The sequence below is a fragment of the Streptomyces sp. DH12 genome, from assembly GCF_020873895.1.
Lineage (GTDB): Bacteria > Actinomycetota > Actinomycetes > Streptomycetales > Streptomycetaceae > Streptomyces.
The window spans coordinates 54,610-75,617 of the sequence record NZ_JAHWGT010000012.1; the positions used below are offsets into that span (position 1 = coordinate 54,610).

25 protein-coding genes, 1 tRNA gene and 1 riboswitch are annotated in these 21,008 nt (G+C 75.4%); of the genes, 10 read left to right on the plus strand and 16 right to left on the minus strand.

Translation table 11 applies throughout. From position 1 onward, the window contains the following. Positions 1–3 precede the first annotated feature (3 nt). Both LPA54_RS13240 and LPA54_RS13245 read left to right on the plus strand, forming a co-directional pair. Positions 4–1,080 carry a Gfo/Idh/MocA family oxidoreductase gene (locus LPA54_RS13240; protein WP_228977084.1) on the plus strand — a complete coding sequence of 359 codons (1,077 nt, stop codon included), beginning with the start codon at positions 4–6 and terminating at the stop codon, positions 1,078–1,080. Next, positions 1,077–1,544 carry a heme-degrading domain-containing protein gene (locus LPA54_RS13245; RefSeq protein ID WP_228977086.1) on the plus strand — a complete coding sequence of 156 codons (468 nt, stop codon included), beginning with the start codon at positions 1,077–1,079 and terminating at the stop codon, positions 1,542–1,544. Before LPA54_RS13240 ends, LPA54_RS13245 begins: the two co-directional genes overlap by 4 nt. Positions 1,545–1,702: 158 nt before the next feature. Here the strand turns inward: LPA54_RS13245 and LPA54_RS13250 are convergent, their stop codons facing one another. From LPA54_RS13250 to LPA54_RS13260, 3 genes are all read right to left on the minus strand, one after another. After that, the gene (locus tag LPA54_RS13250) at positions 1,703–2,560 is read right to left on the minus strand and encodes a fumarylacetoacetate hydrolase family protein (RefSeq protein WP_228977088.1); all 858 of its coding nucleotides are present in this window, start codon (positions 2,558–2,560) and stop codon (positions 1,703–1,705) included. A gap of 104 nt (positions 2,561–2,664) precedes the next feature. Continuing rightward, on the minus strand, positions 2,665–3,324 hold the full coding sequence (gene yidC / locus LPA54_RS13255; protein WP_228977282.1) for a membrane protein insertase YidC: 660 nt from the start codon (positions 3,322–3,324) through the stop codon (positions 2,665–2,667). Positions 3,325–3,570: 246 nt separating this feature from the next. Then, a complete protein-coding gene (locus LPA54_RS13260; RefSeq protein ID WP_228977090.1) occupies positions 3,571–3,858 on the minus strand; it encodes a DUF6412 domain-containing protein in 288 nt (95 codons plus the stop codon). Between the two features lie 233 nt (positions 3,859–4,091). Between LPA54_RS13260 and LPA54_RS13265 the strand changes: the two genes are divergently transcribed. Together LPA54_RS13265 and LPA54_RS13270 are read left to right on the plus strand one after the other, a co-directional pair. Continuing rightward, positions 4,092–5,120: an SEC-C domain-containing protein gene (locus LPA54_RS13265; RefSeq protein ID WP_228977091.1), complete on the plus strand. Its 1,029-nt coding sequence runs from the start codon at positions 4,092–4,094 to the stop codon at positions 5,118–5,120. Positions 5,121–5,389: 269 nt separating this feature from the next. Further along, positions 5,390–5,935 carry an excalibur calcium-binding domain-containing protein gene (locus LPA54_RS13270; protein ID WP_228977095.1) on the plus strand — a complete coding sequence of 182 codons (546 nt, stop codon included), beginning with the start codon at positions 5,390–5,392 and terminating at the stop codon, positions 5,933–5,935. Between the two features lie 44 nt (positions 5,936–5,979). Here the strand turns inward: LPA54_RS13270 and LPA54_RS13275 are convergent, their stop codons facing one another. Further along, positions 5,980–6,765 carry an aminotransferase class IV family protein gene (locus LPA54_RS13275; protein WP_228977097.1) on the minus strand — a complete coding sequence of 262 codons (786 nt, stop codon included), beginning with the start codon at positions 6,763–6,765 and terminating at the stop codon, positions 5,980–5,982. After that, entirely contained in the window at positions 6,762–7,469 is a 708-nt protein-coding gene (locus LPA54_RS13280) for a hypothetical protein (RefSeq protein ID WP_228977100.1), read from the minus strand. Before LPA54_RS13280 ends, LPA54_RS13275 begins: the two co-directional genes overlap by 4 nt. A 158-nt stretch (positions 7,470–7,627) precedes the next feature. Between LPA54_RS13280 and LPA54_RS13285 the strand changes: the two genes are divergently transcribed. Continuing rightward, positions 7,628–7,930 (plus strand): hypothetical protein, encoded by a 303-nt coding sequence (locus LPA54_RS13285; RefSeq protein WP_228977102.1) that lies wholly within the window; start codon positions 7,628–7,630, stop codon positions 7,928–7,930. 89 nt (positions 7,931–8,019) lie between these two features. Here the strand turns inward: LPA54_RS13285 and LPA54_RS13290 are convergent, their stop codons facing one another. From LPA54_RS13290 to LPA54_RS13305, 4 genes are all read right to left on the minus strand, one after another. Beyond that, a complete protein-coding gene (locus LPA54_RS13290) occupies positions 8,020–9,351 on the minus strand; it encodes a DUF445 domain-containing protein (protein ID WP_228977103.1) in 1,332 nt (443 codons plus the stop codon). Positions 9,352–9,553: 202 nt separating this feature from the next. Beyond that, the gene (locus tag LPA54_RS13295) at positions 9,554–10,525 is read right to left on the minus strand and encodes an ATP-binding cassette domain-containing protein (RefSeq protein ID WP_228977105.1); all 972 of its coding nucleotides are present in this window, start codon (positions 10,523–10,525) and stop codon (positions 9,554–9,556) included. 3 nt (positions 10,526–10,528) lie between these two features. Beyond that, positions 10,529–11,431, minus strand: coding sequence for an ABC transporter permease (locus tag LPA54_RS13300; RefSeq protein ID WP_228977107.1), 903 nt, complete (start codon positions 11,429–11,431; stop codon positions 10,529–10,531). Further along, positions 11,424–12,224 carry an ABC-2 family transporter protein gene (locus tag LPA54_RS13305; protein ID WP_228977284.1) on the minus strand — a complete coding sequence of 267 codons (801 nt, stop codon included), beginning with the start codon at positions 12,222–12,224 and terminating at the stop codon, positions 11,424–11,426. The genes LPA54_RS13300 and LPA54_RS13305 overlap by 8 nt, the downstream gene beginning before the upstream one ends. A 295-nt stretch (positions 12,225–12,519) precedes the next feature. Between LPA54_RS13305 and LPA54_RS13310 the strand changes: the two genes are divergently transcribed. Beyond that, entirely contained in the window at positions 12,520–14,928 is a 2,409-nt protein-coding gene (locus LPA54_RS13310; protein ID WP_228977109.1) for a transglycosylase domain-containing protein, read from the plus strand. Here LPA54_RS13310 and LPA54_RS13315 read toward each other — a convergent pair. The 3 genes from LPA54_RS13315 to LPA54_RS13325 all read right to left on the minus strand — a co-directional run bounded on the left by LPA54_RS13315 (position 14,922) and on the right by LPA54_RS13325 (position 16,218). After that, positions 14,922–15,242: a multidrug efflux SMR transporter gene (locus LPA54_RS13315; RefSeq protein ID WP_228977112.1), complete on the minus strand. Its 321-nt coding sequence runs from the start codon at positions 15,240–15,242 to the stop codon at positions 14,922–14,924. The two genes, LPA54_RS13310 and LPA54_RS13315, sit on opposite strands and share 7 nt — an antisense overlap. 35 nt (positions 15,243–15,277) lie before the next feature. Continuing rightward, positions 15,278–15,350: riboswitch (guanidine-III (ykkC-III) riboswitch) on the minus strand. An 85-nt stretch (positions 15,351–15,435) separates the two neighbouring features. Further along, complete coding sequence (locus LPA54_RS13320) at positions 15,436–15,774, minus strand: co-chaperone GroES (RefSeq protein WP_010474424.1); 339 nt, start codon at positions 15,772–15,774, stop codon at positions 15,436–15,438. A 120-nt stretch (positions 15,775–15,894) separates the two neighbouring features. After that, positions 15,895–16,218 (minus strand): DUF3618 domain-containing protein, encoded by a 324-nt coding sequence (locus LPA54_RS13325; RefSeq protein WP_228977114.1) that lies wholly within the window; start codon positions 16,216–16,218, stop codon positions 15,895–15,897. A gap of 134 nt (positions 16,219–16,352) precedes the next feature. Here LPA54_RS13325 and bcp point away from each other — a divergent pair, with 134 nt between their 5' ends. The 4 genes from bcp (at position 16,353) to LPA54_RS13345 (ending at position 18,544) form a co-directional block, all read left to right on the plus strand. After that, the gene (gene bcp / locus LPA54_RS13330) at positions 16,353–16,820 is read left to right on the plus strand and encodes a thioredoxin-dependent thiol peroxidase (RefSeq protein WP_228977115.1); all 468 of its coding nucleotides are present in this window, start codon (positions 16,353–16,355) and stop codon (positions 16,818–16,820) included. A 157-nt stretch (positions 16,821–16,977) separates the two neighbouring features. Then, a complete protein-coding gene (locus LPA54_RS13335) occupies positions 16,978–17,607 on the plus strand; it encodes an HNH endonuclease (protein ID WP_228977116.1) in 630 nt (209 codons plus the stop codon). Then, on the plus strand, positions 17,604–18,443 hold the full coding sequence (locus tag LPA54_RS13340) for an HNH endonuclease (protein WP_228977117.1): 840 nt from the start codon (positions 17,604–17,606) through the stop codon (positions 18,441–18,443). The genes LPA54_RS13335 and LPA54_RS13340 overlap by 4 nt, the downstream gene beginning before the upstream one ends. 25 nt (positions 18,444–18,468) lie before the next feature. Then, positions 18,469–18,544 (plus strand) — tRNA-Leu (locus LPA54_RS13345). A 51-nt stretch (positions 18,545–18,595) separates the two neighbouring features. On the opposite strand, the gene rdgB is transcribed toward LPA54_RS13345, so the two are convergent. From rdgB to LPA54_RS13365, 4 genes are all read right to left on the minus strand, one after another. Next, positions 18,596–19,198: an RdgB/HAM1 family non-canonical purine NTP pyrophosphatase gene (rdgB, locus tag LPA54_RS13350; RefSeq protein WP_228977119.1), complete on the minus strand. Its 603-nt coding sequence runs from the start codon at positions 19,196–19,198 to the stop codon at positions 18,596–18,598. Positions 19,199–19,227: 29 nt separating this feature from the next. Then, the gene (locus tag LPA54_RS13355) at positions 19,228–19,608 is read right to left on the minus strand and encodes a hypothetical protein (RefSeq protein ID WP_228977121.1); all 381 of its coding nucleotides are present in this window, start codon (positions 19,606–19,608) and stop codon (positions 19,228–19,230) included. A gap of 89 nt (positions 19,609–19,697) precedes the next feature. Then, positions 19,698–20,432, minus strand: a complete 735-nt coding sequence (gene rph / locus LPA54_RS13360; RefSeq protein ID WP_228977122.1) for a ribonuclease PH — start codon at positions 20,430–20,432, stop codon at positions 19,698–19,700. A gap of 166 nt (positions 20,433–20,598) precedes the next feature. Continuing rightward, entirely contained in the window at positions 20,599–20,892 is a 294-nt protein-coding gene (locus tag LPA54_RS13365) for a PTS glucose/sucrose transporter subunit IIB (protein WP_308112843.1), read from the minus strand. Positions 20,893–21,008 lie beyond the last annotated feature (116 nt).

The window sequence follows — 21,008 nt, forward strand, 5'->3', positions numbered from 1 at the left end:
GGCATGAGCACTCCACCTCCGCTGCGCGTCGGACTCGTCGGCTACGGCCTGGCGGGCTCCGTCTTCCACGCCCCGCTGATCGCCGCGACCGAGGGCCTGGTGCTCGACACGGTCGTCACCTCGGACGAGGAGCGGCGCCGGCAGGCCCGCCGGGAGTTCCCCGACGTCCGCCTCGCCGGGTCGCCCGACGAGCTCTGGGACCGGGCCGGCGAGCTGGACCTGGTCGTCGTCGCGTCCCCGAACCGCACCCACGTCCCCCTCGCGACGGCCGCGCTGGAGGCGGGCCTGCCGGTCGTGGTCGACAAGCCCGTGGCCGGCACCGCGGCCGAGGCGCGTGGCCTCGCGGCGCTCGCCGAGCGGCGCGGCCTGCTGCTCTCCGTCTTCCAGAACCGCCGGTGGGACGCCGACTTCCGCACGCTGCGCGCCCTGCTGGACGCCGGGGAGCTGGGCGAGGTCCAGCGCTTCGAGTCGCGCTTCGAGCGGTGGCGTCCGCGGCCGAAGGGCGGCTGGCGGGAGTCGGGCGCTCCGGAGGAGATCGGCGGCCTGCTGTACGACCTGGGCAGCCACGTCGTGGACCAGGCGCTGGTCCTGTTCGGCCCCGCGGTGCGGGTGTACGCGGAGGTCGACGTGCGGCGGCCCGGCGCCGAGGCGGACGACGACACGTTCGTGGCGGTGACGCACGCGAGCGGGGTGCGCTCGCACCTGTACGTCAGCGCGACGACAGCCCAGCTGGGCCCGCGCTTCCGGGTGCTGGGCGCCCGCGGCGGCTTCGTGAAGTACGGGCTCGACCCGCAGGAGGCGGCCCTGCGGGAGGGCGCGCGGCCGGTGGCGGGCGAGCCGTGGGGCGTGGAGCCCGAGGCGCTGTGGGGCCGGGTCGGCGCGGGCGAGTCGTCGCTGACGGGCGGCGGGCGGCCGGTGCCGACGCTGCCGGGCGACTACCCGGCGTACTACGCGGCCGTCGCCGCCGCGCTGCGGGACGGCACGCCCCCGCCGGTCACCGCCGGCGAGGCCGCGGCGGCGCTCGACGTCCTGGAGGCCGCGCGCCGCTCGGCCCGCGACGGCTCGGCGGTGGCGCTGTGACCGCCCCGACCGTCGCCGAACTGGTCGAGCAGCAGGCCCGGCTGACCCTGCCGCGGTTCACGCACGACGACGCGTGGCGGCTCGGCACGGTCCTGGTCGACCTGGCCCGCGAGCGGAACGCCCCGGTAGCCATCGACGTCCGGCGGGGCCCGCAGCAGCTCTTCCACGCGGCCCTGCCCGGGTCGAGCGCGGACAACGACGCCTGGATCGACCGCAAGCGGCGGGTCGTGGAGCGGTACGCGGAGAGCTCGCTCCTGGTCGGCACGCGCTTCCGCGCCAAGGGCGGCTCGTTCGACGCGGACTCCCGCCTGGATCGCGACCGGTACGCGGCCCACGGCGGCTCCTTCCCGATCACGGTGGCCGGCGCGGGCGTCGTCGGCTCGGTCACCGTCTCGGGCCTGCCGCAGCTGGAGGACCACGCGCTGGTGGTGGCGGGGCTCGAACGCCTCCTCGCCGGCGCCTGACGGGCGCACGCGCCCACCCGGACCGGCGGGCCGCCCTCCCCCCGGGGGCGGCCCGCCCCGCCCGGCGCCCTCCGCGCCACGCACGCGGCGCGGAGGGCGGCCGCGGCCTCGACCGAGAAACCGCGCCGTGGGCCGCCCTCGACCCGCCGGTGCGCGTGTCAGGCGTCCTTCAGCTCCTGCCGCTGGCGTCCGAGCCCGTCGATCTCCAGCTCCACCACGTCCCCGGCCCGCAGGTACGGCTTCGGCTCGGGCTGCCCCATGGCGACGCCCGCGGGAGTGCCGGTGGTGACGACGTCGCCCGGGTGGAGCGTCATGAAGTGGCTGACGTAGCGCACGACCTCCCCGACGGGGAAGATCTGGTCGGCGGTCGAGCCGTCCTGCCGCAGCCGCCCGTTGACCCACAGCCGCAGCCTCAGGGCCTGCGGGTCGGGCACCTCGTCGGCGGTGACCAGCCAGGGCCCGAGCGGGTTGAACGTCTCGCAGTTCTTGCCCTTGTCCCACGTGCCGCCGCGCTCGATCTGGAACTCCCGCTCCGAGACGTCGTGGCCGACCGCGTACCCGGCGACGTGGGCCAGCGCCTCCTGCGCCGAGTCCAGGTAGCGGGCGGTGCGCCCGATGACCACGGCGAGCTCGACCTCCCAGTCCGTCTTGCGGCTCCCGCGCGGGACGAGGACGGTGTCGTTCGGGCCGACGACGGTGTCGGCGGCCTTGAGGAAGACGACCGGTTCGGCGGGCGGCTCGGCGCCGGTCTCGCGGGCGTGGTCGAAGTAGTTCAGCCCGATGCACACGACCTTGCCGATCCGGGCGACCGGGGGCCCCACCCGCAGTCCGGTCGCGTCCAGCGCGGGCAGGACGCCCGCGCCCGCCGCGGCCCGTACCCGGTCCAGCGCGCCCGCGTCCGCGAGCAGGGCACCGTCCACGTCCGCGACGAGCGCGGACAGGTCGCGCAGGGTGCCGTCCGGGTCGAGCAGGGCGGGCCGCTCGGCACCCGCCGGTCCGACGCGCAGCAGCTTCATGGTCAGTCTCCCGGTGGTCGAGGGTGATCCCCGGCCGATGGGGTGCGGCCATCGTCAGGTTTGGCTGATCCTCCAAGAAGCCGGACCACTCCGCAAGCCCGTGTTCACGTACTGGACCGCTCGCGCCCGCGCTCCGGCCGGAACAGGACCGCCCGCTCGACCGCGCTCCACGTCGTGCTGGTCACGACGTACAGCGCCGCCGCCAGCGGGACGACGGCGACGGTGACGAGCGTCCCGAACGACAGCAGCGGCGCCACCCGCGCCACCGCCGCCGCCCCGGGCGGCCCGGCGTCGGCCCCGGCGTCACCTCCGGCGGCGGCGAGCTGCGCCCTGGCCGTCCGGTACGTCCAGGTGGCGACGGCCGCGACCAGCGCGAAGAGCGCCAGGTAGACCAGCCCCGCGCCGCCGAACGCGCCGCCCCGCGCGAGGGCGTCGGCCCACCGGCCGTCCAGCGGCGCCCCGAGGAGGTGGTGGCCGGCCTGGCCGGGCGTGGAGAAGAGGCGGTACAGCAGGAGGAACACCGGCAGCTGGAGGAGTCCGGGCAGGCACCCGGCGAGCGGGGACACCTTCTCGCGGGCGTGCAGCTCGGCCACGGCCCGCCGCAGCCGCTCCGGGTCCCGCGCGTACCGCTTGCGCAAGGCCGTGACCCGCGGCGCGAGCCGTGCGCGGGCCCGCTGCCCGCGTGCCGACGCGAGCGACATCGGCAGCAGCGCCGTACGGACGAGGAGGGTGAGCAGGACGATCGCGGCGGGGGCCGTGACCAGCCCGGAGAACCACGTGAGGAACTCCGTGAAGACGGAGAGCGTGAAGACAGACAAAGCGGACCCCTGGGTCGTCGTTCCGTCGTACCGACGGGCAGGCCGGAGTGGTGGCGGAAGCGGCCGGGAGGCCCGGGTGCCTGGGGCACCCGGGCGGCGCGGCGGCCCCGGTCGTGCCGGACGGACCGGCACACGCGGCGTGGCGGCGGGTACGGAAGGACGTACGGGGGTGGGTCGGGGCTGACGCCCCGGTCAGCCGTGCGCGACCGCCGCCGGACGGCGGCGGCCGGGGGCCCGGGGACGCGGACGCCCGGAGGCGTCGGGGTCGCGCTGCGGGAGGAAGGCCGTACGCCGGTCCCGCTCCCGCAGGGCGGTGCGCACCCGGGTGGGCGGCACGGCCGGCACGCGGCGGGCGCTGACGAGGGCACACGCGACGAGCGCGGCGGCCACGAGGGCGACGGCCGGGAGCGCGGGGCCGTCGGCCAGGAGGGCGACTGCGAGGAGAAGGGGCAGGAGCAGGCGCAGGAGCGTTCCGTACACGCTGCCTCCCCTCGCCGGACCGGGCTGTTCTCCCCGTCACCGTACCGGAGTTCACCGCACCGGCGGGAGGCCGCACGTGTCACGGAACCGTCCCGAAACCCCACCCCGCACATCCCCCGCACCTCCCCCGCGCACCCCGCGCACGCCCCGCGCGCACCGCCCGCGACCGCGTCGCCGTCCGGTCCGCGCACAACCCCGCCGGAGCCGCGCCGTACGGCAGTACGGTGGTGACCATGCGCCTCGACACGCCTGCTGACCACACGAACGAAGCCGAGCGCCTGCTGCGCACCGCGGAGCAGTACCCCGGGGACCGTGAGCCGCTCCTCCTGAGGGCCGCCGCGCACCTGGAGCTGGCCGGCGACCGCGCCCGGGCGACGACGCTCTACGACACGCTGCTGTCCACTCCCCCGGCCCCGGACAACCCGCACCTGGTGCGGGCCCTGAAGGCGGCGAACCTGTGGGAGTACGGGCACGAGGCGGAGGCCCGGGCGATCATCGCGGGCCTGCGGGCCACGACGCCCGACTCCGCGCCCGCCTCCGCGTCCGCCTGGGAGATCGTCGGGGAGACGCTGGAGGCCCACGACGAACTGGAGGCGTCGGAGGAGACGTTCTCGACGGCGGCGAAGGCCCTGGTGCCGCTCCCCCACGAGCAGGAGGTGCCCTACCCGGCCCAGTCGCTGCTGCTCTCCCGCCACCGGGTGCGCCGCCTGCTGGCGCGCGAGCACGACGACTGGGACGTCCTGGCGGACCGGCTGCACACGGGCACCGTCCCGCTGGACGAGCTGCACGACCCGAAGCGGACCTGGGCGCTGGGTTCGTCGGACCCGGCCGAACTCCGGGCGGAGATCACCCGCCTGCGCAGCGAGCTGGGCTCGTACCGCACGGCGCTTTCGCGGCCGTTCCCGGTGGCGGTGCTGCTGTGGCCGCGCGAGGAGCTGGACGAACTGCTCACCGCGTACCCGGAGCTGGAGTCGGAGTACCCGACGTACGACGCGCACCTCACCGACCTGGAGGCGTCGCTGCGCGAGCTGGCCGCGGCGGGCACCCCGAACCTCGGCGTCGTGCGGGGCACGGTCCCCTCGTACGAGGCGTTCGCCGCCTCCGAGGGCGCGTCGCCGGCGGACGCCGCCCTCCTCCCCCAGTACGCCACGACCCTGGCCGCCCGCGGCCGGGCCGTGCCGTGGCCGCCGCAGCGCACGGCCCCGTGCTGGTGCGGCTCGGGCGCCCCGTACGCCGACTGCCACGGCAAGGAACTGCCCTAGCGGCGCCGCGGCACGGCGGACGGCTCGGCACGGCGGACGGCTCGGCGCCGGGCCGCGGCGTGCGGTCTCGGGTGCGGCGGGTGCGGCGTGCGGTGCCGGGTGCGGTGGGCGCGGCGTGCGGTGTCGGGTGCGGTGGGCGCAAAACGGGTTCGGCCGTTTCCGCCCGCCGGGCCCCTCCCGTCCACTAGTTTCACGGTGAACGACCGCCGACCGGCCCCGCCGGACCCCCCACACGCCCCGCGGTCCCGTGTGCGAGGGAGACGTGCGCCATGAGCCACCCGTACCAGCCGTCCCATGACCCGTCCGCCGCCCCTGTGGCACCGCGGCCGCTCCACCGGATGAAGCGGGTGTGGGGCGGGGGGCTCCTCCTGCTGATGATCGGCACCGGCTGCGGCGCCGCCATGGAGGGCGGGGACCCCGCGAAGCCCGCGGCGGGCGCCGCCCCGGCCGCCACCGTCACCTCCACCGCCACGGTCACGGCGAGCCCCACCACCACCCCCGCGCCGACGCCGACGCCGACGGCGACGGCGACGGCGACGGCGACGGCGACGGTCACCGCGACCGCCACCGCCACCGCCACGGTCACCGCGACGGCGACCGTCACCCGGCGGGCGGCCGCCGCGGACGCGGGCGCCGACGACACGGGCGACGGATCGGCGTCGGGCGACGGATCGGCGTCCGGCGGTGGGAGCGCCGCCTACTACGGCAACTGCTCGGAGGCCCGCGCGGCCGGCGCGGCCCCCGTCCGCCGGGGCGACCCCGGCTACGGCCGGCACCTCGACCGCGACGGCGACGGCGTCGGCTGCGAGGGCTGAGGCCCCGCCCTGCCGGGTGGTCCCGCGTGGCGGCCGGGGGGGCGTCAGAGGGGGTCCCCCGGCAGGTCGCGGTAGGCGGCTCGAAGGGCGGCCACCACGGGGTGGCCGGTGGTGAGGGCGGTGCCGTCGACGGCGGCGATCTCGCGGACGCCGACGGCCGTGTTGGTGGCGAAGGCGGCCCGCATCCCCGCGACGTCGGCCGGCGTGACCCTCCCGGTGGTGTGCGGGTGGAGGCGGCGCAGCAGCGCCATCGTGACGCCGGGCAGGACGTCGCCCTCGGGCCAGACCACCCGGTCCGCCGCGTCGACGAAGCCGACGTTCCACGTGGGGCCTTCGGTGACGCGGCCGTCCCGGTCGGTGAAGAGCGCGTCGTCGGCGCCCCGGAGCTGCGCGGCGCGCCGGGCGTGCAGGGCGCCGAAGAGGCCGACGTGCTTGACGGCCGCCTGGTCGCGGACGTACGGCAGGGTCCGCAGGCGCAGCGGGGGCGGCGACAGCGGGCCGGCCGGGCGGGTGGTGACGAGGACGCGCGGGGCCGCCGGGGCGGCGGGGCGGCCGAGGTCGAGCGCCGGGTCGTAGACGGTGACGCGGACGACGACGGGGCCGTCCGGCGGCGCGGGCACCGCGCGGCGGACGAGGCCGCGTACCCGCTCGGTGTCGAGGTCCGTCCCGAAGACCGCCCGGCAGTCGCGGGCGAGGCGCTCCAGGTGCAGGGCGAGCCCTCGCACGCGCCCGTCCTCCTCGACGCGCAGGGAGGTGAAGTGGCCGTAATTGGTCAGGGCGAGGGGCCGGAGCTGGTCGGCGCCGGCGGGGGTTCCGTCGAGTTCCGTCACAGGGCCAGTGTGTCCTGCCGGGCGCGCGGGAGGGGAGCGCACGGCAGGCCGCCGACGGGGACGCGCGGTTCGGGCCGGCGGGTGGGGTGGACGCGTACGTACGCGTGGCTGCGGGGGTGGGTGGCGGAGGAGACCAGCACGTCGACCGTCTGCGGCACGTCCGGCGGCGCCTCGGGGGACCGCGCGCCGTACAGGGCGAGTGCGGCGGCGCCGGTGAGGAGCGCGTCGGGGCCGGCGTAGAGGAGGGCCGCGCGCAGGCGCTGCCGGGGCGTGGGCGCGGTGCCGCGCAGCAGGACGACGCGGGGCAGCACCCGTCGCCACGGGCCGCCGGGCCGGCAGCGTGCGGTGACGACGTACGCGGCGCAGCCGATGGCCTGGAGCTGGTGGACGGTCGCCAGGCCGTCCTGGGCGACGACGAGCGGGTCGGCGGCGTAGGCGGCGGCGAGGTCGGGGCAGACCGCGGCCAGGTCGGCGGCGTACTCCGGCGCGGGGCCGGCGGGGTCCCACACCGGTACGGGCTCGGCGGCGGGGCACGGCACCGGCAGGGGGCCGACGGCGGTACCCGGCACCGGTGCCGGACCGGCGGGGTCCGCCGCGGGTGCGGGTGCCGGGCCGGCGCGGTCCGGTACGGCGGCGGGGCCTGCCGGGGGCGCGGGGTCCGGTGCGACGGTGGGCGCGGAGAGGGCGGCGGCGCGTCTGGGCATGGGCCAACCCTCCCCACCCCCACCCCCGCTTACGCACCGCACTCATCCCGTCACGCTCCGGCAGTGCTCCGGCGGTGGCCCCGCGCCGGTCCGGGGCGGGGCGGGGTGCCCGGCGGGTTAGCCTCGGGGTCGTAGTCGATCAGTCAGGAGGGTTCGCGATGGCCAGGGTTCCGGTGGCGGCGGTTGCCGCGGGTGGGCTCGTCGGGGGTTACGGGGTAGCCCGGTGGACGGGCCGGCGGCCGCTCGGCGGCGTGGCGCTGGCCGCTGCCGGGGCGGTGGCCGGACGGGAGTGGCGGCGGCGCAGCGGCACCCCGGCCGCGGCGGCGCTGGGCGCCGCCTACGTCGCCGCGTTCGCCGCGTCGCACCCGCTGGCGAAGAAGGTCGGCGCGTGGCCGGCGGTGTTCTCCGTGGCCGGCGGCATGGCGCTGGCCTCGTGGATGGTGACGCGCCGAGAAGGCTGAGGGGGCCGTTGAACACGGCGGGCGCCGCGCGCGTATTCACGGGCACCTCCCCGTAGTACCTGGGCGGGTGGCCGACCGGCAGGGGCCGGTCACCCGCCCAGGGAGTGGGAGACGGTGTGGATGACGAGCCCGGCCAGGGCCCCCACGACCGTGCCGTTGATGCGGATGAACTGCAGGTCCCGGCCGATGTGGGCCTCGATCTTCCGCGAGGTCTGGTCGGCGTCCCAGCCCGCCACCGTGTCGGTGATGAGCGAGGTGATCTCGGCGCGGTACGTCGTCACCACGTAGGCGGCGGCGTCCTCCAGCCACCCCTCGACCTTCCCCTGGAGCCGCGCGTCCGTCTTCAGCCGGGCGCCCAGGGAGAGCAGGGAGGCACGGGCGCGCAGCCGCAGTTCGCTGTTCTCGTCCTCCGCCGCCGACATGATCATGGCGCGGACCGACGCCCACGCGGACGCGATGACGTCCTGCACCTCGGGGCGGGCCAGCAGCTCCGACTTGAGGCGCTCGACGCGGGCCCGCGTGTCGGTGTCCGCCTGGAGGTCGCCCGCGAAGTCGGCGAGGAACCGGTCGATCGCGCCGCGCGCCGGATGGCCGGGCATGTCGCGCACCTCGGTGACGAAGCGCAGCAGCTCCTTGTACACCCGCTCGCCGACCTTCCGGTCGACGAAGCGCGGGGTCCAGCCGGGCGCCCCGCCCTGCACGGCGTCCATCACCGAGTCCCCGTGGGTGACCAGCCAGTCGTGGGCGCGCGCGCAGACCAGGTCGACCGCGCGGTGGTGCGCCCCGTCGGCGACGACGCGGTCCAGGGTCTTGCCGATGCCGGGCGCGATCTCGACGGCCTCCGCGCGGCGGGTGATCGCCTCCCCGACGACCGCCTGGACGTCGGCGTCCCGCAGGACGGTCAGCGCGCCGCGCAGCGCCGTGGCCAGCTCGGCCGTCACCCGGTCGGCGTGCGCGGGCTCCGCCATCCACGTGCCGAGGCGGGCGGCGACGTCCAGTGCCCGCAGCCGGACGCGCACCACGTCGGGGGAGAGGAAGTTCTCCCCGACGAAGGTGCCGAGGGACTCGCCCAGTTGGTCCTTCTTCGTCGGGATGATCGCCGTGTGCGGGATCGGCAGGCCCATCGGGCGGCGGAACAGCGCCGTGACCGCGAACCAGTCCGCGAGCGCACCCACCATGCCCGCCTCGGCGGCCGCCGCGACGTACCCGGGCCAGCCCGTCACGCCGGATGCCTCCGCCCAGGTCGCCAGGGCGTAGACCACCGCGACGAGGCACAGCAGGGCCGTCGCCGCCGCCTTCATCCGGCGCACGCCCCGGCGCCGCTCCTCGTCCTCCGCCGTGTACGCGAATCCCGCGGCCCCGGCGGTCGCCGCCGTACGCGCCGCCCCCTCCGTCGGTGTGTTCGTGCCGGTTCCGGTCATGCGCTCCGCTCTCGTCGCCGCGTCCTGTCTACAGCAGGTACTCCCGGGGCGGGCCGCTGGTTCCAGGGTCGGCCGTCCTCCCGACCGTCGCGGATCCTTCCCACCTTCTCGCGGCACGCCTTCCCGCTCCCCGGCGGGACACCCCCCAGGGGATGTCCCGCCGATCATGCCGGGCTCCCGGCCTGATCGACCGGGACACCCCCTAAGGCGTGCGGCGTTCGGCGTACATCCTCGCGATGACCGCCTCGATGTCCGGCTCCCGCACCGACAGGTCGACCAGCGGGTACGCGGCGGCGACCGCGGCGACGAGCGGCGCCGCCGACGCCGACGCGGGGAAGGCCAGCCACTGCCGCGGGCCCTCCACCCGGACGACCCGGGCGCCGGCGACCTCCAGGGGCGGCAGCTCGCGCGCCAGGTCGACGACGAGGGTCCGCTCCCCCGACCCGGCCTCGTACAGGCCCTCCACGGCCCCGTCGTACACCAGCCGGCCGTGGTCGATGACCATCACCCGCCGGCACAGCTGCTCGATGTCGGTGAGGTCGTGGGTGGTGAGCAGGACCGTCGTGCCCCGGTCGGCGTTGAGGTCCCGCAGGAACGCGCGGACCTTCGCCTTCGACACCACGTCCAGGCCGATCGTCGGCTCGTCGAGGTAGAGGACGTCCGGGTCGTGCAGCAGCGCCGCGGCGATGTCGCCGCGCATCCGCTGGCCGAGCGAGAGCTGCCGGACGGGAACCTGGAGCAGGTCGCCCAGGTCGAGCAGTTCGACGCACCGGTCGAGGTTCTCGCGGAACCGGGCGTCCGGGACGCGGTACAGGCGGTGCGCCAGCCGGTAGGAGTCGCGCAGCGGCAGGTCCCACCACAGGCCGGTGCGCTGGCCGAAGACGACGCCGATCCGCCGCGCCAGGCGGGTGCGCTCCCGCGACGGGTCGATCCCGGCGACGCGCAGCCGGCCGCCGCTCGGCGTGAGGATGCCGGTGAGCATCTTCACGGTGGTGGACTTGCCGGCGCCGTTGGGGCCGATGTAGCCGACCATCTCGCCGCGCGCCACGCGGAAGCCGATGCCGTCCACCGCCCGCACCTGCCGCCTCTCCCGACGCAGCGGGCCGACCCTGCGGCGGACGTCGAAGACCTTCTCCACGCCGTCCAGCTCGATGAAGTCCGCTTCCTCGTCCATGCCTCAGCTCCCGGTCGATCGGTACGCGCGCAGGCCGGCCCGCCAGGCCAGGCCGGCCACCGCGACGCACGCGGCGGCGACGAGCGGCGGGGCGAAGGCCGCCCACGGCGGCAGGCCCGCCGGGGCGTCCCGGCCCAGGACGTACAGGGCGGGGACCCAGTTCACGAACGCCAGCGGCACGACGTAGACGACGCCGCGCACCAGGTCGCCCGCGAAGACGGACGGCGGGTACTGCAGGAGGGTGTTCCCTCCGTGCGTGAAGGCGTTGGTGACCTGGGCGCCGTCCTGCGCCCAGAACTGGAACGCCGCCCCCGCTGTCATCAGCGAGCCGAAGATCACGGCACCCGTCAGGGTCATCAGCGGCACCATGGCCACCGTCAGCGGCGTCCACTCCACCCCGTCCAGCACGACCAGCGACCACACCAGCACCAGCAGCCCCTGGGTGACGCGGCCCAGCCGCCGCAGCGCGAACCGGTCCGCCGCCACCTGGGCCAGTACCGGCGCCGGCCGTACCAGCAGGGCGTCGAGGGTGCCGTCCCGGACGCGCCGGCCGACCTTCTCGGCCTGACCGACCGCCAGGTCCGCCAGGCCGAAGGCGGTGCCGGTCGTGCCGTAGAGGAACGCCACCTCGGCGAAGGAGAAGCCGCCGAGCCCCCGCACGTGCGTGAACATCAGCCAGATCACGACGAAGTCGAAGAAGGTCGCCACCGCGTCGACCAGCAGGGACACCACGAAGGAGAAGCGGTACGCCATCGTCGAGCGGATCCACATCGCGGCGATCAGCCCGTACGCCCGCAGCCCCCACGCGGCACGGCCCGCGAGCCCCCGCGGCCCCCTGGACCGACCGACACCACCGAAGTCCCCGAAGTCCCCGAGACCCCCGGCGCCCCCGGGTTCCCTAGCCACCCTGCACCACCACCCGGCGCGTGGCGACCGCCTGGAGCAGCCGGCCCGCCGCCAGCAGCACCAGCGCCCACCCGCCCTGGAAGGCGTACGCCTCCAGCAGCGCCCACCCGGTCCGCTTCTCCAGGAACACGTCGGCGGGGACCTGGAGCATCGACGCCCAGGGCAGCGTCCGCGCGACCTCCCCCAACCCGCCGGGGAAGACGGTCAGCGGCAGCAGCATCCCCGAGAAGAAGAGCCCCGACAACCACGCCGCCTGCGCCACCCCGGCGCCGTCCATCAGCCAGAACACCGACAGCGCCACCAGGTACCAGACCGCGAAGCCCACCACGACCCCCAGGGCCACCGAGACCAGGAACGCCGGCCACGTCCACGGGCGTTCGGGCAGCGCCACGTCGAACGCGCAGGCGCCCACCGCCATCGGCACGATCCCCCGGCCCAGCAGGTGGAACGCGGCGCGCCCCAGGTCGACGGAGAGCCACCACAGCTGGAGGTCGGCGGGGCGGTGGAGGTCCACGGCGATGTCGCCGCTCCTGATCCGCTCGATCAGCTCCTCCGCGAAGCCGCCGCCCATCAGGGCGCAGGCGGCGAGCAGCGCCTGGCCGAGCCAGACGTACGCGAGGGCCTCGGGCAGGTCGTAGCCGCCGAGCCCGGGACGCTCCCGCCACAGGGCCGTGTAGGTGAACGCCAGGACGAAGCCGAAGACGGTGTTGGTGAAGACCCCGGCGGCCGTGGCCATCCGGTAGGTGGCGTGACGACGGAAGGCACCGGTCAGCACGGCCAGGTACAGCCGCACCGCGCCGCCCCCCGCGCGCACCGCGCCGCCCCCCGCCCGCGCCGCGCCACCGCCTCCCCGCCGCATGGCGCCGCCTCCGCCCTCTCCCGCCCCGCGCGGCCGACGCTCGGCCGAAGCGGGTGAGCGTAGCCAGTCGCGCGCACGGCCCGCGACCGCTTTTCCGGCCGGGCACGGGTGGGTCCGGCCGCCAGATCCACGGGAAGCGCACCGGGCTGCTGCACTATGAGACAGGCGACAAACCGCCACAAGTCAGACAGTCGGACCGTGACCGCGAACGTGACCGTGCCGGAGACCCATGAGCGACGACCCGCCGCAGCCCACCACCGGAGGCTGGGAACCCCGTGACCCCACCGTCCACACCCCCGGCGGCACACCCGCCCGGCCGCCCCGCCGCCTCCGCGCCCGCCGGCGCGACCGCCGCACCGGATGGCGCAGGATCATCCCCACCCGGCGGACCGTCCTCGGCGGGATCCTCCTCCTCGCGCTCCTCGTCACCGGCGGCCTCCTCGCCGGCTACCACCTGGTCGACGTCCCGCCCGCCAACGCCGCCGCGACCGCCCAGGCCAACGTCTACCTCTACGCCGACGGCACCCCCCTCGCCCAGGGCGGCCGCGTGAACCGCGAGAGCGTCCCCCTCGCCCGCGTCCCCCGCCCCCTGCGCCACGCCGTCCTCGCCGCCGAGGACCGCGACTTCCACACCGAGCCCGGCGTCGACCCCGAAGCCCTGGTCCGCGCCGCCTGGAACACCGTCACCGGCAAGGGCACCCAGGGCGGCTCCACCATCACCCAGCAGTACGTGAAGAACTACTACCTCGGCCAGGAGCGCACCCTCACCCGCAAGGTGAAGGAGTTCTTCATCGCCATCAAACTCGACCGCAGCCAGACCAAGGACGAGATCCTCGAGGGCTACCTCAACACCAGCTACTACGGGCGCAACGCCTACGGCGCCCAGGCCGCCGCCCGCGCCTACTACGGCAAGGACGTCCAGGACCTCGACACCGCCGAGGGCGCCTACCTCGCCTCCCTCCTCAACGCCCCCAGCGCCTACGACGTCGGCGCCCGCCCCGCCAACCGCCCCCGCGCCCTCGCCCGCTGGAACTACGTCCTCGACGCCATGGTCCAGGAACGCTGGCTCACCACCGCCGAACGCAGGAGCCTCACCTTCCCCCGCGTCCTGCCCGCCCGCCCCACCGCCGGCCTGGCCGGCCAGCGCGGCTACGCCGTCCAGGCGGTCGACGCCTTCCTCGCCCGCAACGGCATCCTCAGCGCACAGGCCATCGCCGCCGGCGGCTACCGCATCACCACCACCCTGGAGAAGGGCCGCATGGACGCCTTCGCCGACGCCGTACGCGAACAGGTGACCGACCGACTCGACCCCGCCGCCAACCCCGCCGACCGCTACGTACGGGTCGGCGGCGCCTCCATCGAACCCGCCACCGGCCGCGTGGTCGCCCTCTACGGCGGCGTCGACTACACCCGGCAGTACGTCAACAACGCCACCCGCCGCGACTACCAGGTCGGCTCCACCTTCAAACCGTTCGTCCTCGCCTCCGCCGTGGCGCACGGCGCCACCACCCAGACCGGCGAACCCATCACCCCGAACACCGTCTACGACGGCAGCAACAAACGCCCCGTCGAAGGCTGGACCGGCGCCCTCTACGCCCCCGCCAACGAGGACGACGTCAACTACGGCGGCATCCCCCTGCACACCGCCACCGACCGGTCCGTCAACGCCGTCTACGCACAGCTCGCCGTCGACGTCGGACCGAAGAAGGTCAAGCGCACCGCCATCGCCCTCGGCCTGCCCGCCGACACCCCCGACCTCACCGCCTCCCCGTCGATCGCCCTGGGCCCCGCCACCGCCAGCGTCCTCGACATGGCCGAGGCGTACGCGACCCTCGCCAACCACGGCCGGCGCGGCCTGTACACCCTCGTCGACAAGGTCGAACGCATCGACCCCGCCGGGAACCAGCCCCTGCCCCTGCCCGCCGTCGGCGCCACCGTCCGCCAGGCCGTCAGCCGCGAGGCCGCCGACACCACCACTGCGGTGCTGCGCGGCGTCGTCGAGAGCGGCACCGGCACCGCCGCCCGCGCCGCGGGCCGCCCCGCCGCCGGCAAGACCGGCACCGCCGAGGACGACAAGGCCGCCTGGTTCGCCGGCTACACCCCCGACCTCGCCACCGTCGTCGCCCTCATGGGGCAGGACCCCGACACCGGCGCCCAACGCCCCCTCTACGGGGCGCTCGGCCTCGACCGCGTCAACGGCGGCGGCCCGCCCGCCGAGATCTGGGCCCACTACACCGGAACCGCCCTGGAGGGCAGCCCGGCCCGGGACTTCGACCTCGAAGTGGCGGAGGGCGTCGACCTCCCCTCCGAGGCGCCCTGGGACGCCGACCGGCCCCCCTGGTCCCCGGCGCCCTGGCAGGAGCCGCACGAGGAGGAGGTGTGGGCGCCCGACGGGCAGCGGTACGACGAGGGCGGCCACGGCCCGAGCCGGCCCCCCTCCGCACGGCCCGACCCGTCCCCGGACCGCCCCGACCAGGCACAGTCCCAGGCCCAGGCGTCCGGCGGCGCACCGGGCCCCGACCAGGCGGCGGGCCCGCCGGGCGGACCGGAGCCCCCCGCCCCGCCGGCCCCCGACCCGGCGGCACCCGCCCCGGACGGCGCGACCACCCGGACGGGGCCCGCGGCCGGCCGTCAGTGACCCGACGTGGCCTTCAACCCCACCACGGCCACCAGCAGCAGGCAGACGAAGAAGATCCGGGCGGCGGTCGCGGGCTCGTCGAAGACGACCATCCCCAAGACCGCCGCACCGGCGGCGCCGATCCCGACCCACACCCCGTACGCCGTGCCGATCGGCAGCGTCCGGGCCGCCCGCGCCAGCAGCAGCATGCTGGCGGCGATCCCCAGACACGTCAGGACGCTCGGCCACAGCCGCGTGAACCCGTCGGTGTACTTCATCCCCACCGACCAGCCGACCTCCAGCAGACCGGCGACGACGAGCAGGACCCAGGCCATGGCGACACGCACCCTTCGAGACGAGAGCAACAAGCGGTGCGTCGTCTTTGCCTTCGAACCCGGTACGGCGCGTCTCGTCGGGTGCCCCCCAGGATAGCGGGGGGCCGGAAAGCCGCGGGAGGGGCGTCAGGAACAGCGGGCGGGCAGGAGCGGCGGGCGGGCAGGAACAGCGGGACGCCCGGGGCTCAGCGGCTCAGAGGTACAGCCCCGTGGAGTCCTCCGACCCCTCGAACCGGTCGGCGGCCACCGCGTGCAGGTCCCGCTCCCGCATCAGCACGTACGCCACCCCCCGCACCTCCACCTCGGCACGGTCCTCCGGGTCGTACAGGACGCGGTCGCCCGGCTCCACGGTCCGGACGTTCTGACCGACCGCGACCACCTCGGCCCAGGCCAGCCGGCGGCCCACCGCCGCCGTCGCGGGAATGAGGATGCCGCCTCCCGAGCGGCGCTCGCCCTCGGGGACGTCGGACCGGACCAGCACCCGGTCGTGCAGCATCCGGATGGGCAACTTGTCGTGGGTGTTCTCGCTCACGCCACGAACTTACCCGCCCTCACCGCACACGGGTGCCGGAGGGCCCGCACCCGGCCGGAACCCCGGCCGCCACGGGCACCCCACCGGCCCCCGGCCGGGGGGCCGCGGGCTCCCGGACGCCTACCTCCGGCGCTTGCCGCGACCCGACAGCGCGACCAGGCCGATGACGCCGACGGCAAGCAGCGCCACCGGGATCACCCGCTCCAGGCGCGGGCTGCCGTCCTCGGCCACCAGGCTCGCCTTGACGTCCGTCACCACCCGGTTCACGGCGACATAGGCCCGGCCGGCCGTCTCGTCGACCGTGGACGCCACCTTCGCCTTGGCGTCGCCCATGATCGTCTTCGGGTGCATCCGTACGCCGATCTCGTCGAGCGTGACGGCGAGCTGCTCGCGCCGGCGGACGATGTCCGCCTCGATCTGCGCGGGGGTCCTGGCGTCCGACACCGAGCTGCCTCCGTAGGTGGTCGTGATCCGCGGTCGTCACGGACAGTTTGTCAGCTCGACGGCCCGCAGGCTGTCACAGACCCCCATTAGGCTCGGACCGGTACCACCACACTGCCGCGAGGAGACCCACGACCATGAGCGAGCGACTGCAGCCCGGCGACACCGCCCCCGCCTTCACCCTGCCCGACGCGGACGGCAAGGAGGTCTCGCTCGCGGACCACAGGGGCCGCAAGGTCATCGTCTACTTCTACCCCGCGGCCCTCACCCCCGGCTGTACCAAGCAGGCCTGCGACTTCACGGACAACCTCGACGTGCTGGCCGACGCCGGGTACGACGTGATCGGCGTGTCGCCGGACAAGCCGGAGAAGCTGGCGAAGTTCCGCGACAAGGAGGACCTGCGGGTCACTCTCGTCGGCGACCCGGAGAAGAAGGTCCTGGAGGCGTACGGCGCCTTCGGCGAGAAGAAGCTCTACGGCAAGACGGTGACGGGCGTCATCCGCTCCACCGTCGTCGTCGACGCCGACGGCAAGGTCGAGCGCGCCCTGTACAACGTGAAGGCCACCGGCCACGTCGCGAAGATCATCAAGGACCTCGGCATCTGACCCCGGCGCCCGCCCCCTCCCGAACGGCCCGCACCGCCCCACCGGCGACCGGGCCGTTCCCCGTCCCCGTCCCCCACGTGACCGGCCGCCCACCGGTTCGTTGACCCATGCGAGACACGAACGCACGGCCGGGAACGGCGGACGGGGAGGGGGCGCGATGGCAGTGGTCAGGTACACCCCGGAGCTGCTCAGGGAGGCAGCGCGGGCGACGAAGGACTGGGACGAAGCGGTCCGCTGGTGCGGCGGCACACCGACGGCCGGCAGCCGGCGCTACCTGCGCCGGAAGATGGCGGAGGCCGGCGTGGACACCGCGCACTTCCCCGCGCGGTGGGTCCGGCACACGGAGGAGGCCCTGCGCGAGGCCGTCGCCCTCTCGACCAGTGTCGGGGAAGTCGTGCGCCGCCTCGGCCTCCGCCCGGTCGGCGGGAACCACGCCCACATCAGCCGCCGGATCACGGCCCTCGGCATCGACACCTCGCACTTCGCGCCGCACCGGCGGGCCGGCGCCACGCGGGCACGGCGGCCTCTGCTGTCCCTCCGGACACCGGAGGAGGGCAGAGTGCCCGGTGAGCGGCTCCGGCGCGAACTGCTGAAGAGAGGGGTGCCGGAGCTGTGCGCCTCGTGCGGTACGGGACCCGAGTGGAACGGCTCACCGCTCCGCCTCGAAGTCGACCACCTCAGCGGCGAGTGGTGGGACAACCGCCCGGGGAACCTCCGGCTGCTCTGCCCGAACTGCCATGCCGTCACCGACACCTACCGGGGCCGCGGGCGCAGGGCCGTGGCGTGAGCGGGCCCCGGTACACCCGCGACCTGCTGGCGAGGACCGCCGCCTCGTCCACCGGGCTCGTGGACCTCCTGCGCCGTCTAGGCGGTCCCGTCGGCGCCGGGCCCCTGAGGTACCTGCGCGGCAGGCTCGCGCACCACGGGATAGACACGTCCCACTTCGTGGAGGAGGCCCTGCCGACCCGGGAGAGGCGCGCGTACCCGCGGGACCGTCTGGAGGAGGCGGCGGCGCGCTCCCACAGTGTGCGGGAGGTGCTGGAGTACCTGGGTTGCCCGCCGCAGGACGGCTCCTACAGCCACATCAGGAAGAGGCTCGACCGGTTCGGGATCGACACCTCCCACTTCACGAGCGGTCGCAGGCACGGCCCCGGTCCCCTCCCCCGGGAGCCGCTGGCGGCCGCCGTCGCCGGGGCGAGGAGCATGGCGGGGGTGCTGCGGGCCCTCGGCCTTCCCGACACCGGTGCCGCACGCACCCGGGTGCGGCGGGGGCTGGAGGCGCACGAACTGTCCACCGCGCACTTCACGGGGCAGGCGCACCGCCGCGGCGCGGTCGCTCCCACCCGCAAGCCGGCCGGCGAAATCCTGCGGCGGCGGGCGCCCGGTTCGCCCCGGGTGAAGACCGCCGTGCTGCGGCGGGCCCTGGACGACATCGGGGTGCCCCGCCTCTGCACCGCGTGCGGTATCGGCGACACCTGGCAGGGCAGGCGCCTGGTCCTGGAGATCGATCACGTCAACGGCGACCGGTTGGACAACCGCCGGGAGAACCTCCGGTACTTGTGCCCCTCGTGCCACAGCCAGACGGGCGGTTTCGCCCGCCGGTCCCCCACTTCCGGGGGGTGAGCCGCCCGCTAGAGTAGGCCCGGACGGGTCCGTACCCCAGCTGGCCGAGAGGGCGCCGGTTTAGGTCCGGTGTGTCGTGGGTTCGAGTCCCACCGGGCCCACGGAGAGACGGCCCCGCACTTCCCTGGGAACGTGCGGGGCCGTTCCGTCTCTCAGCCCAGCAGTTCCCGCAGGGACGGGAGCAGGGCGCGGAAGGCCTGGCCGCGGTGGCTGATGGCGTTCTTCTCGGCCGGGGTGAGTTGGGCGCAGGTGCGGGTGTCGCCGTCGGGCTGGAGGATCGGGTCGTAGCCGAAGCCGCCGCTGCCCTCGGGGGCGTACCGGAGGGTGCCGTTGAGGCGGCCTTCGACGACGCGTTCGGTGCCGTCGGGGAGGGCGAGGGCGGCCGCGCAGGCGAAGTGGGCGCGTCGGTGGGGGGTGTCGATGTCGGCGAGCTGGGCGAGGAGGAGGTCGAGGTTGGCCTGGTCGTCGCCGTGGCGGCCGGCCCAGCGGGCGGAGAAGATGCCGGGGGCGCCGCCGAGGACGTCGACGCAGAGGCCGGAGTCGTCGGCGACGGCGGGGTGGCCGGTGGCGCGGGCGAGGGCGTGGGCCTTGAGGAGGGCGTTCTCGGCGAAGGTGACGCCGGTCTCCTTGACGTCGGGGACGTCGGGGTGGGCGTCGGCGCCGACGAGTTCGTGGGTGAGTCCGGCGTCGGCGAGGATGGCGCGGAGTTCGGTGATCTTCCCGGCGTTGCGGGTGGCGAGGATCAGGCGGGTCATGGGGTCCAGTATCGCGAGGGGGTCGGGGGTCAGGGGGTGCAGACCTTGCCGATCTCGGCGGCGGCGTCGGTGACGGGCTTGAGGTCGGGGGTGGTGTCGCCGTCGCGGACGGCGGTGCGGACCTGTTCGACGCCGGTGGAGAGGCCGTCGACGGCCTTGGAGAGGTCGGCGTTGCCGGTCTTCTCCTTGAGGGTGGCGAGTTCCTGGTCGATGGCGGTGAGGGATTCCTCGATCTGGGTGGGGTCGCCGGCGTTGGAGGCGGCCTGGCTGAGGCGGTCGACGCTGGTGGCGATGGCGTCGGCGGCCTGGACGCAGCCGAGTGCGGTGTCGAGGGTGCCGCAGCCGGTGAGGGCGAGGGCGGCGGTGAGCGCGGTGCCGGCGACGAGGGTGGTGGTGCGGTGTCGGCGCATGGGTGGGTCCTCCCCTGGCTGGTGCGGGCGTACGGCGGTGTCCGTGCGTCCGTGTTCGGTGGGACGCCGCCGGGGGGCGGCGTGGTTGCTCAGGGGGTGGCGGTGTCGAGTGCCTGGCGCTGGAGGGCGGCGAGGTCGGCGCAGCCGCCGGTGGCGAGGTCGAGGAGGGCGTTGAGTTCCTTGCGGTCGAAGGGTTCGGCTTCGGCGGTGCCCTGGACTTCGACGAAGCGGCCGTCGCCGGTGCAGACGACGTTCATGTCGGTTTCGGCGCGGACGTCCTCCTCGTAGCGGAGGTCGAGGAGGGGGATGCCGTCGACGATGCCGACGGAGACGGCGGCGACGGTGCCGGTGAGGGGTTTGCGGCCGGCTTTGACGAGCTTCTTGGTCTGGGCCCAGGCGATGGCGTCGGCGAGGGCGACGTAGGCGCCGGTGATGGCGGTGGTGCGGGTGCCGCCGTCGGCTTGGAGGACGTCGCAGTCGAGGACGATGGTGTTCTCGCCGAGGGCCTTGTAGTCGATGACGGCGCGCAGGGAGCGGCCGATGAGGCGGGAGATCTCGTGGGTGCGGCCGCCGATCTTGCCGCGGACGGATTCGCGGTCGCCGCGGGTGTTGGTGGCGCGGGGGAGCATGGAGTATTCGGCGGTGACCCAGCCTTCGCCGCTGCCCTTGCGCCAGCGGGGGACGCCTTCGGTGACGGAGGCGGTGCACAGGACGCGGGTGTCGCCGCAGGAGATGAGGACGGAGCCCTCGGCGTGCTTGCTCCAGCCGCGGTGGATGGTCACCGGGCGGAGTTGTTCGGGGGTGCGGCCGTCGATTCGGGTCATGGCGAAGAGCCTAGGGGCTGGCGGGGGTGGTGTGTGCCGGGGTGGGGGCGGGAGTGGGGGTGGGGGGTGCGCGGTGGGGTCGGGGACGCGGCGGGGCCCGTCCCCGTACTGCCGGATGGCGGTGCGGGGGCGGGCCCGGTGAGGTGGGGTGCCGGTCAGCGGCGGGTCACATCATGTCTTCGATCTCGCCGGCGATGGGGTCGGCGTCGGTGCCGATGACGACCTGGATGGCGGTGCCCATCTTGACGACGCCGTGGGCGCCTGCGGCCTTGAGGGCGGCTTCGTCGACCAGGTCGGGGTTGCTGACCTCGGTGCGGAGGCGGGTGATGCAGCCTTCGACCTCTTCGATGTTGTCGATCCCCCCGAGCCCGGCGACGATCTTCTCAGCCTTGCTGGCCATGTCTTTCTCCCTGTGTTCGCAGAGCGCAGTCTCGGCGCGCCGTTCGTCAGCGTTTGTCACGGTAACTCACGGTTGGCCCATCTACGCAGGCGAGTCGCCGCTCGGTCCTCGAACATGACGATCACCGGCACCCTGCCCGCGGGCGGGCTCGGGCGGAGCCTATCGCAACTGGTCTA

Excerpts from the sequence above, each read along its gene's own strand:
- LPA54_RS13240 (WP_228977084.1), top strand. The coding sequence starts at position 4 with ATGAGCACTCCACCTCCGCTGCGCGTCGGACTCGTCGGCTACGGCCTG.
- LPA54_RS13250 (WP_228977088.1), bottom strand. The coding sequence starts at position 2,560 with ATGAAGCTGCTGCGCGTCGGACCGGCGGGTGCCGAGCGGCCCGCCCTG.
- LPA54_RS13265 (WP_228977091.1), top strand. The coding sequence starts at position 4,092 with ATGCGCCTCGACACGCCTGCTGACCACACGAACGAAGCCGAGCGCCTG.
- LPA54_RS13270 (WP_228977095.1), top strand. The coding sequence starts at position 5,390 with ATGAGCCACCCGTACCAGCCGTCCCATGACCCGTCCGCCGCCCCTGTG.
- LPA54_RS13280 (WP_228977100.1), bottom strand. The coding sequence starts at position 7,469 with ATGCCCAGACGCGCCGCCGCCCTCTCCGCGCCCACCGTCGCACCGGAC.
- LPA54_RS13285 (WP_228977102.1), top strand. The coding sequence starts at position 7,628 with ATGGCCAGGGTTCCGGTGGCGGCGGTTGCCGCGGGTGGGCTCGTCGGG.
- LPA54_RS13290 (WP_228977103.1), bottom strand. The coding sequence starts at position 9,351 with ATGACCGGAACCGGCACGAACACACCGACGGAGGGGGCGGCGCGTACG.
- LPA54_RS13295 (WP_228977105.1), bottom strand. The coding sequence starts at position 10,525 with ATGGACGAGGAAGCGGACTTCATCGAGCTGGACGGCGTGGAGAAGGTC.
- LPA54_RS13310 (WP_228977109.1), top strand. The coding sequence starts at position 12,520 with ATGAGCGACGACCCGCCGCAGCCCACCACCGGAGGCTGGGAACCCCGT.
- LPA54_RS13315 (WP_228977112.1), bottom strand. The coding sequence starts at position 15,242 with ATGGCCTGGGTCCTGCTCGTCGTCGCCGGTCTGCTGGAGGTCGGCTGG.
- bcp (WP_228977115.1), top strand. The coding sequence starts at position 16,353 with ATGAGCGAGCGACTGCAGCCCGGCGACACCGCCCCCGCCTTCACCCTG.
- LPA54_RS13335 (WP_228977116.1), top strand. The coding sequence starts at position 16,978 with ATGGCAGTGGTCAGGTACACCCCGGAGCTGCTCAGGGAGGCAGCGCGG.
- rdgB (WP_228977119.1), bottom strand. The coding sequence starts at position 19,198 with ATGACCCGCCTGATCCTCGCCACCCGCAACGCCGGGAAGATCACCGAA.
- LPA54_RS13355 (WP_228977121.1), bottom strand. The coding sequence starts at position 19,608 with ATGCGCCGACACCGCACCACCACCCTCGTCGCCGGCACCGCGCTCACC.
- rph (WP_228977122.1), bottom strand. The coding sequence starts at position 20,432 with ATGACCCGAATCGACGGCCGCACCCCCGAACAACTCCGCCCGGTGACC.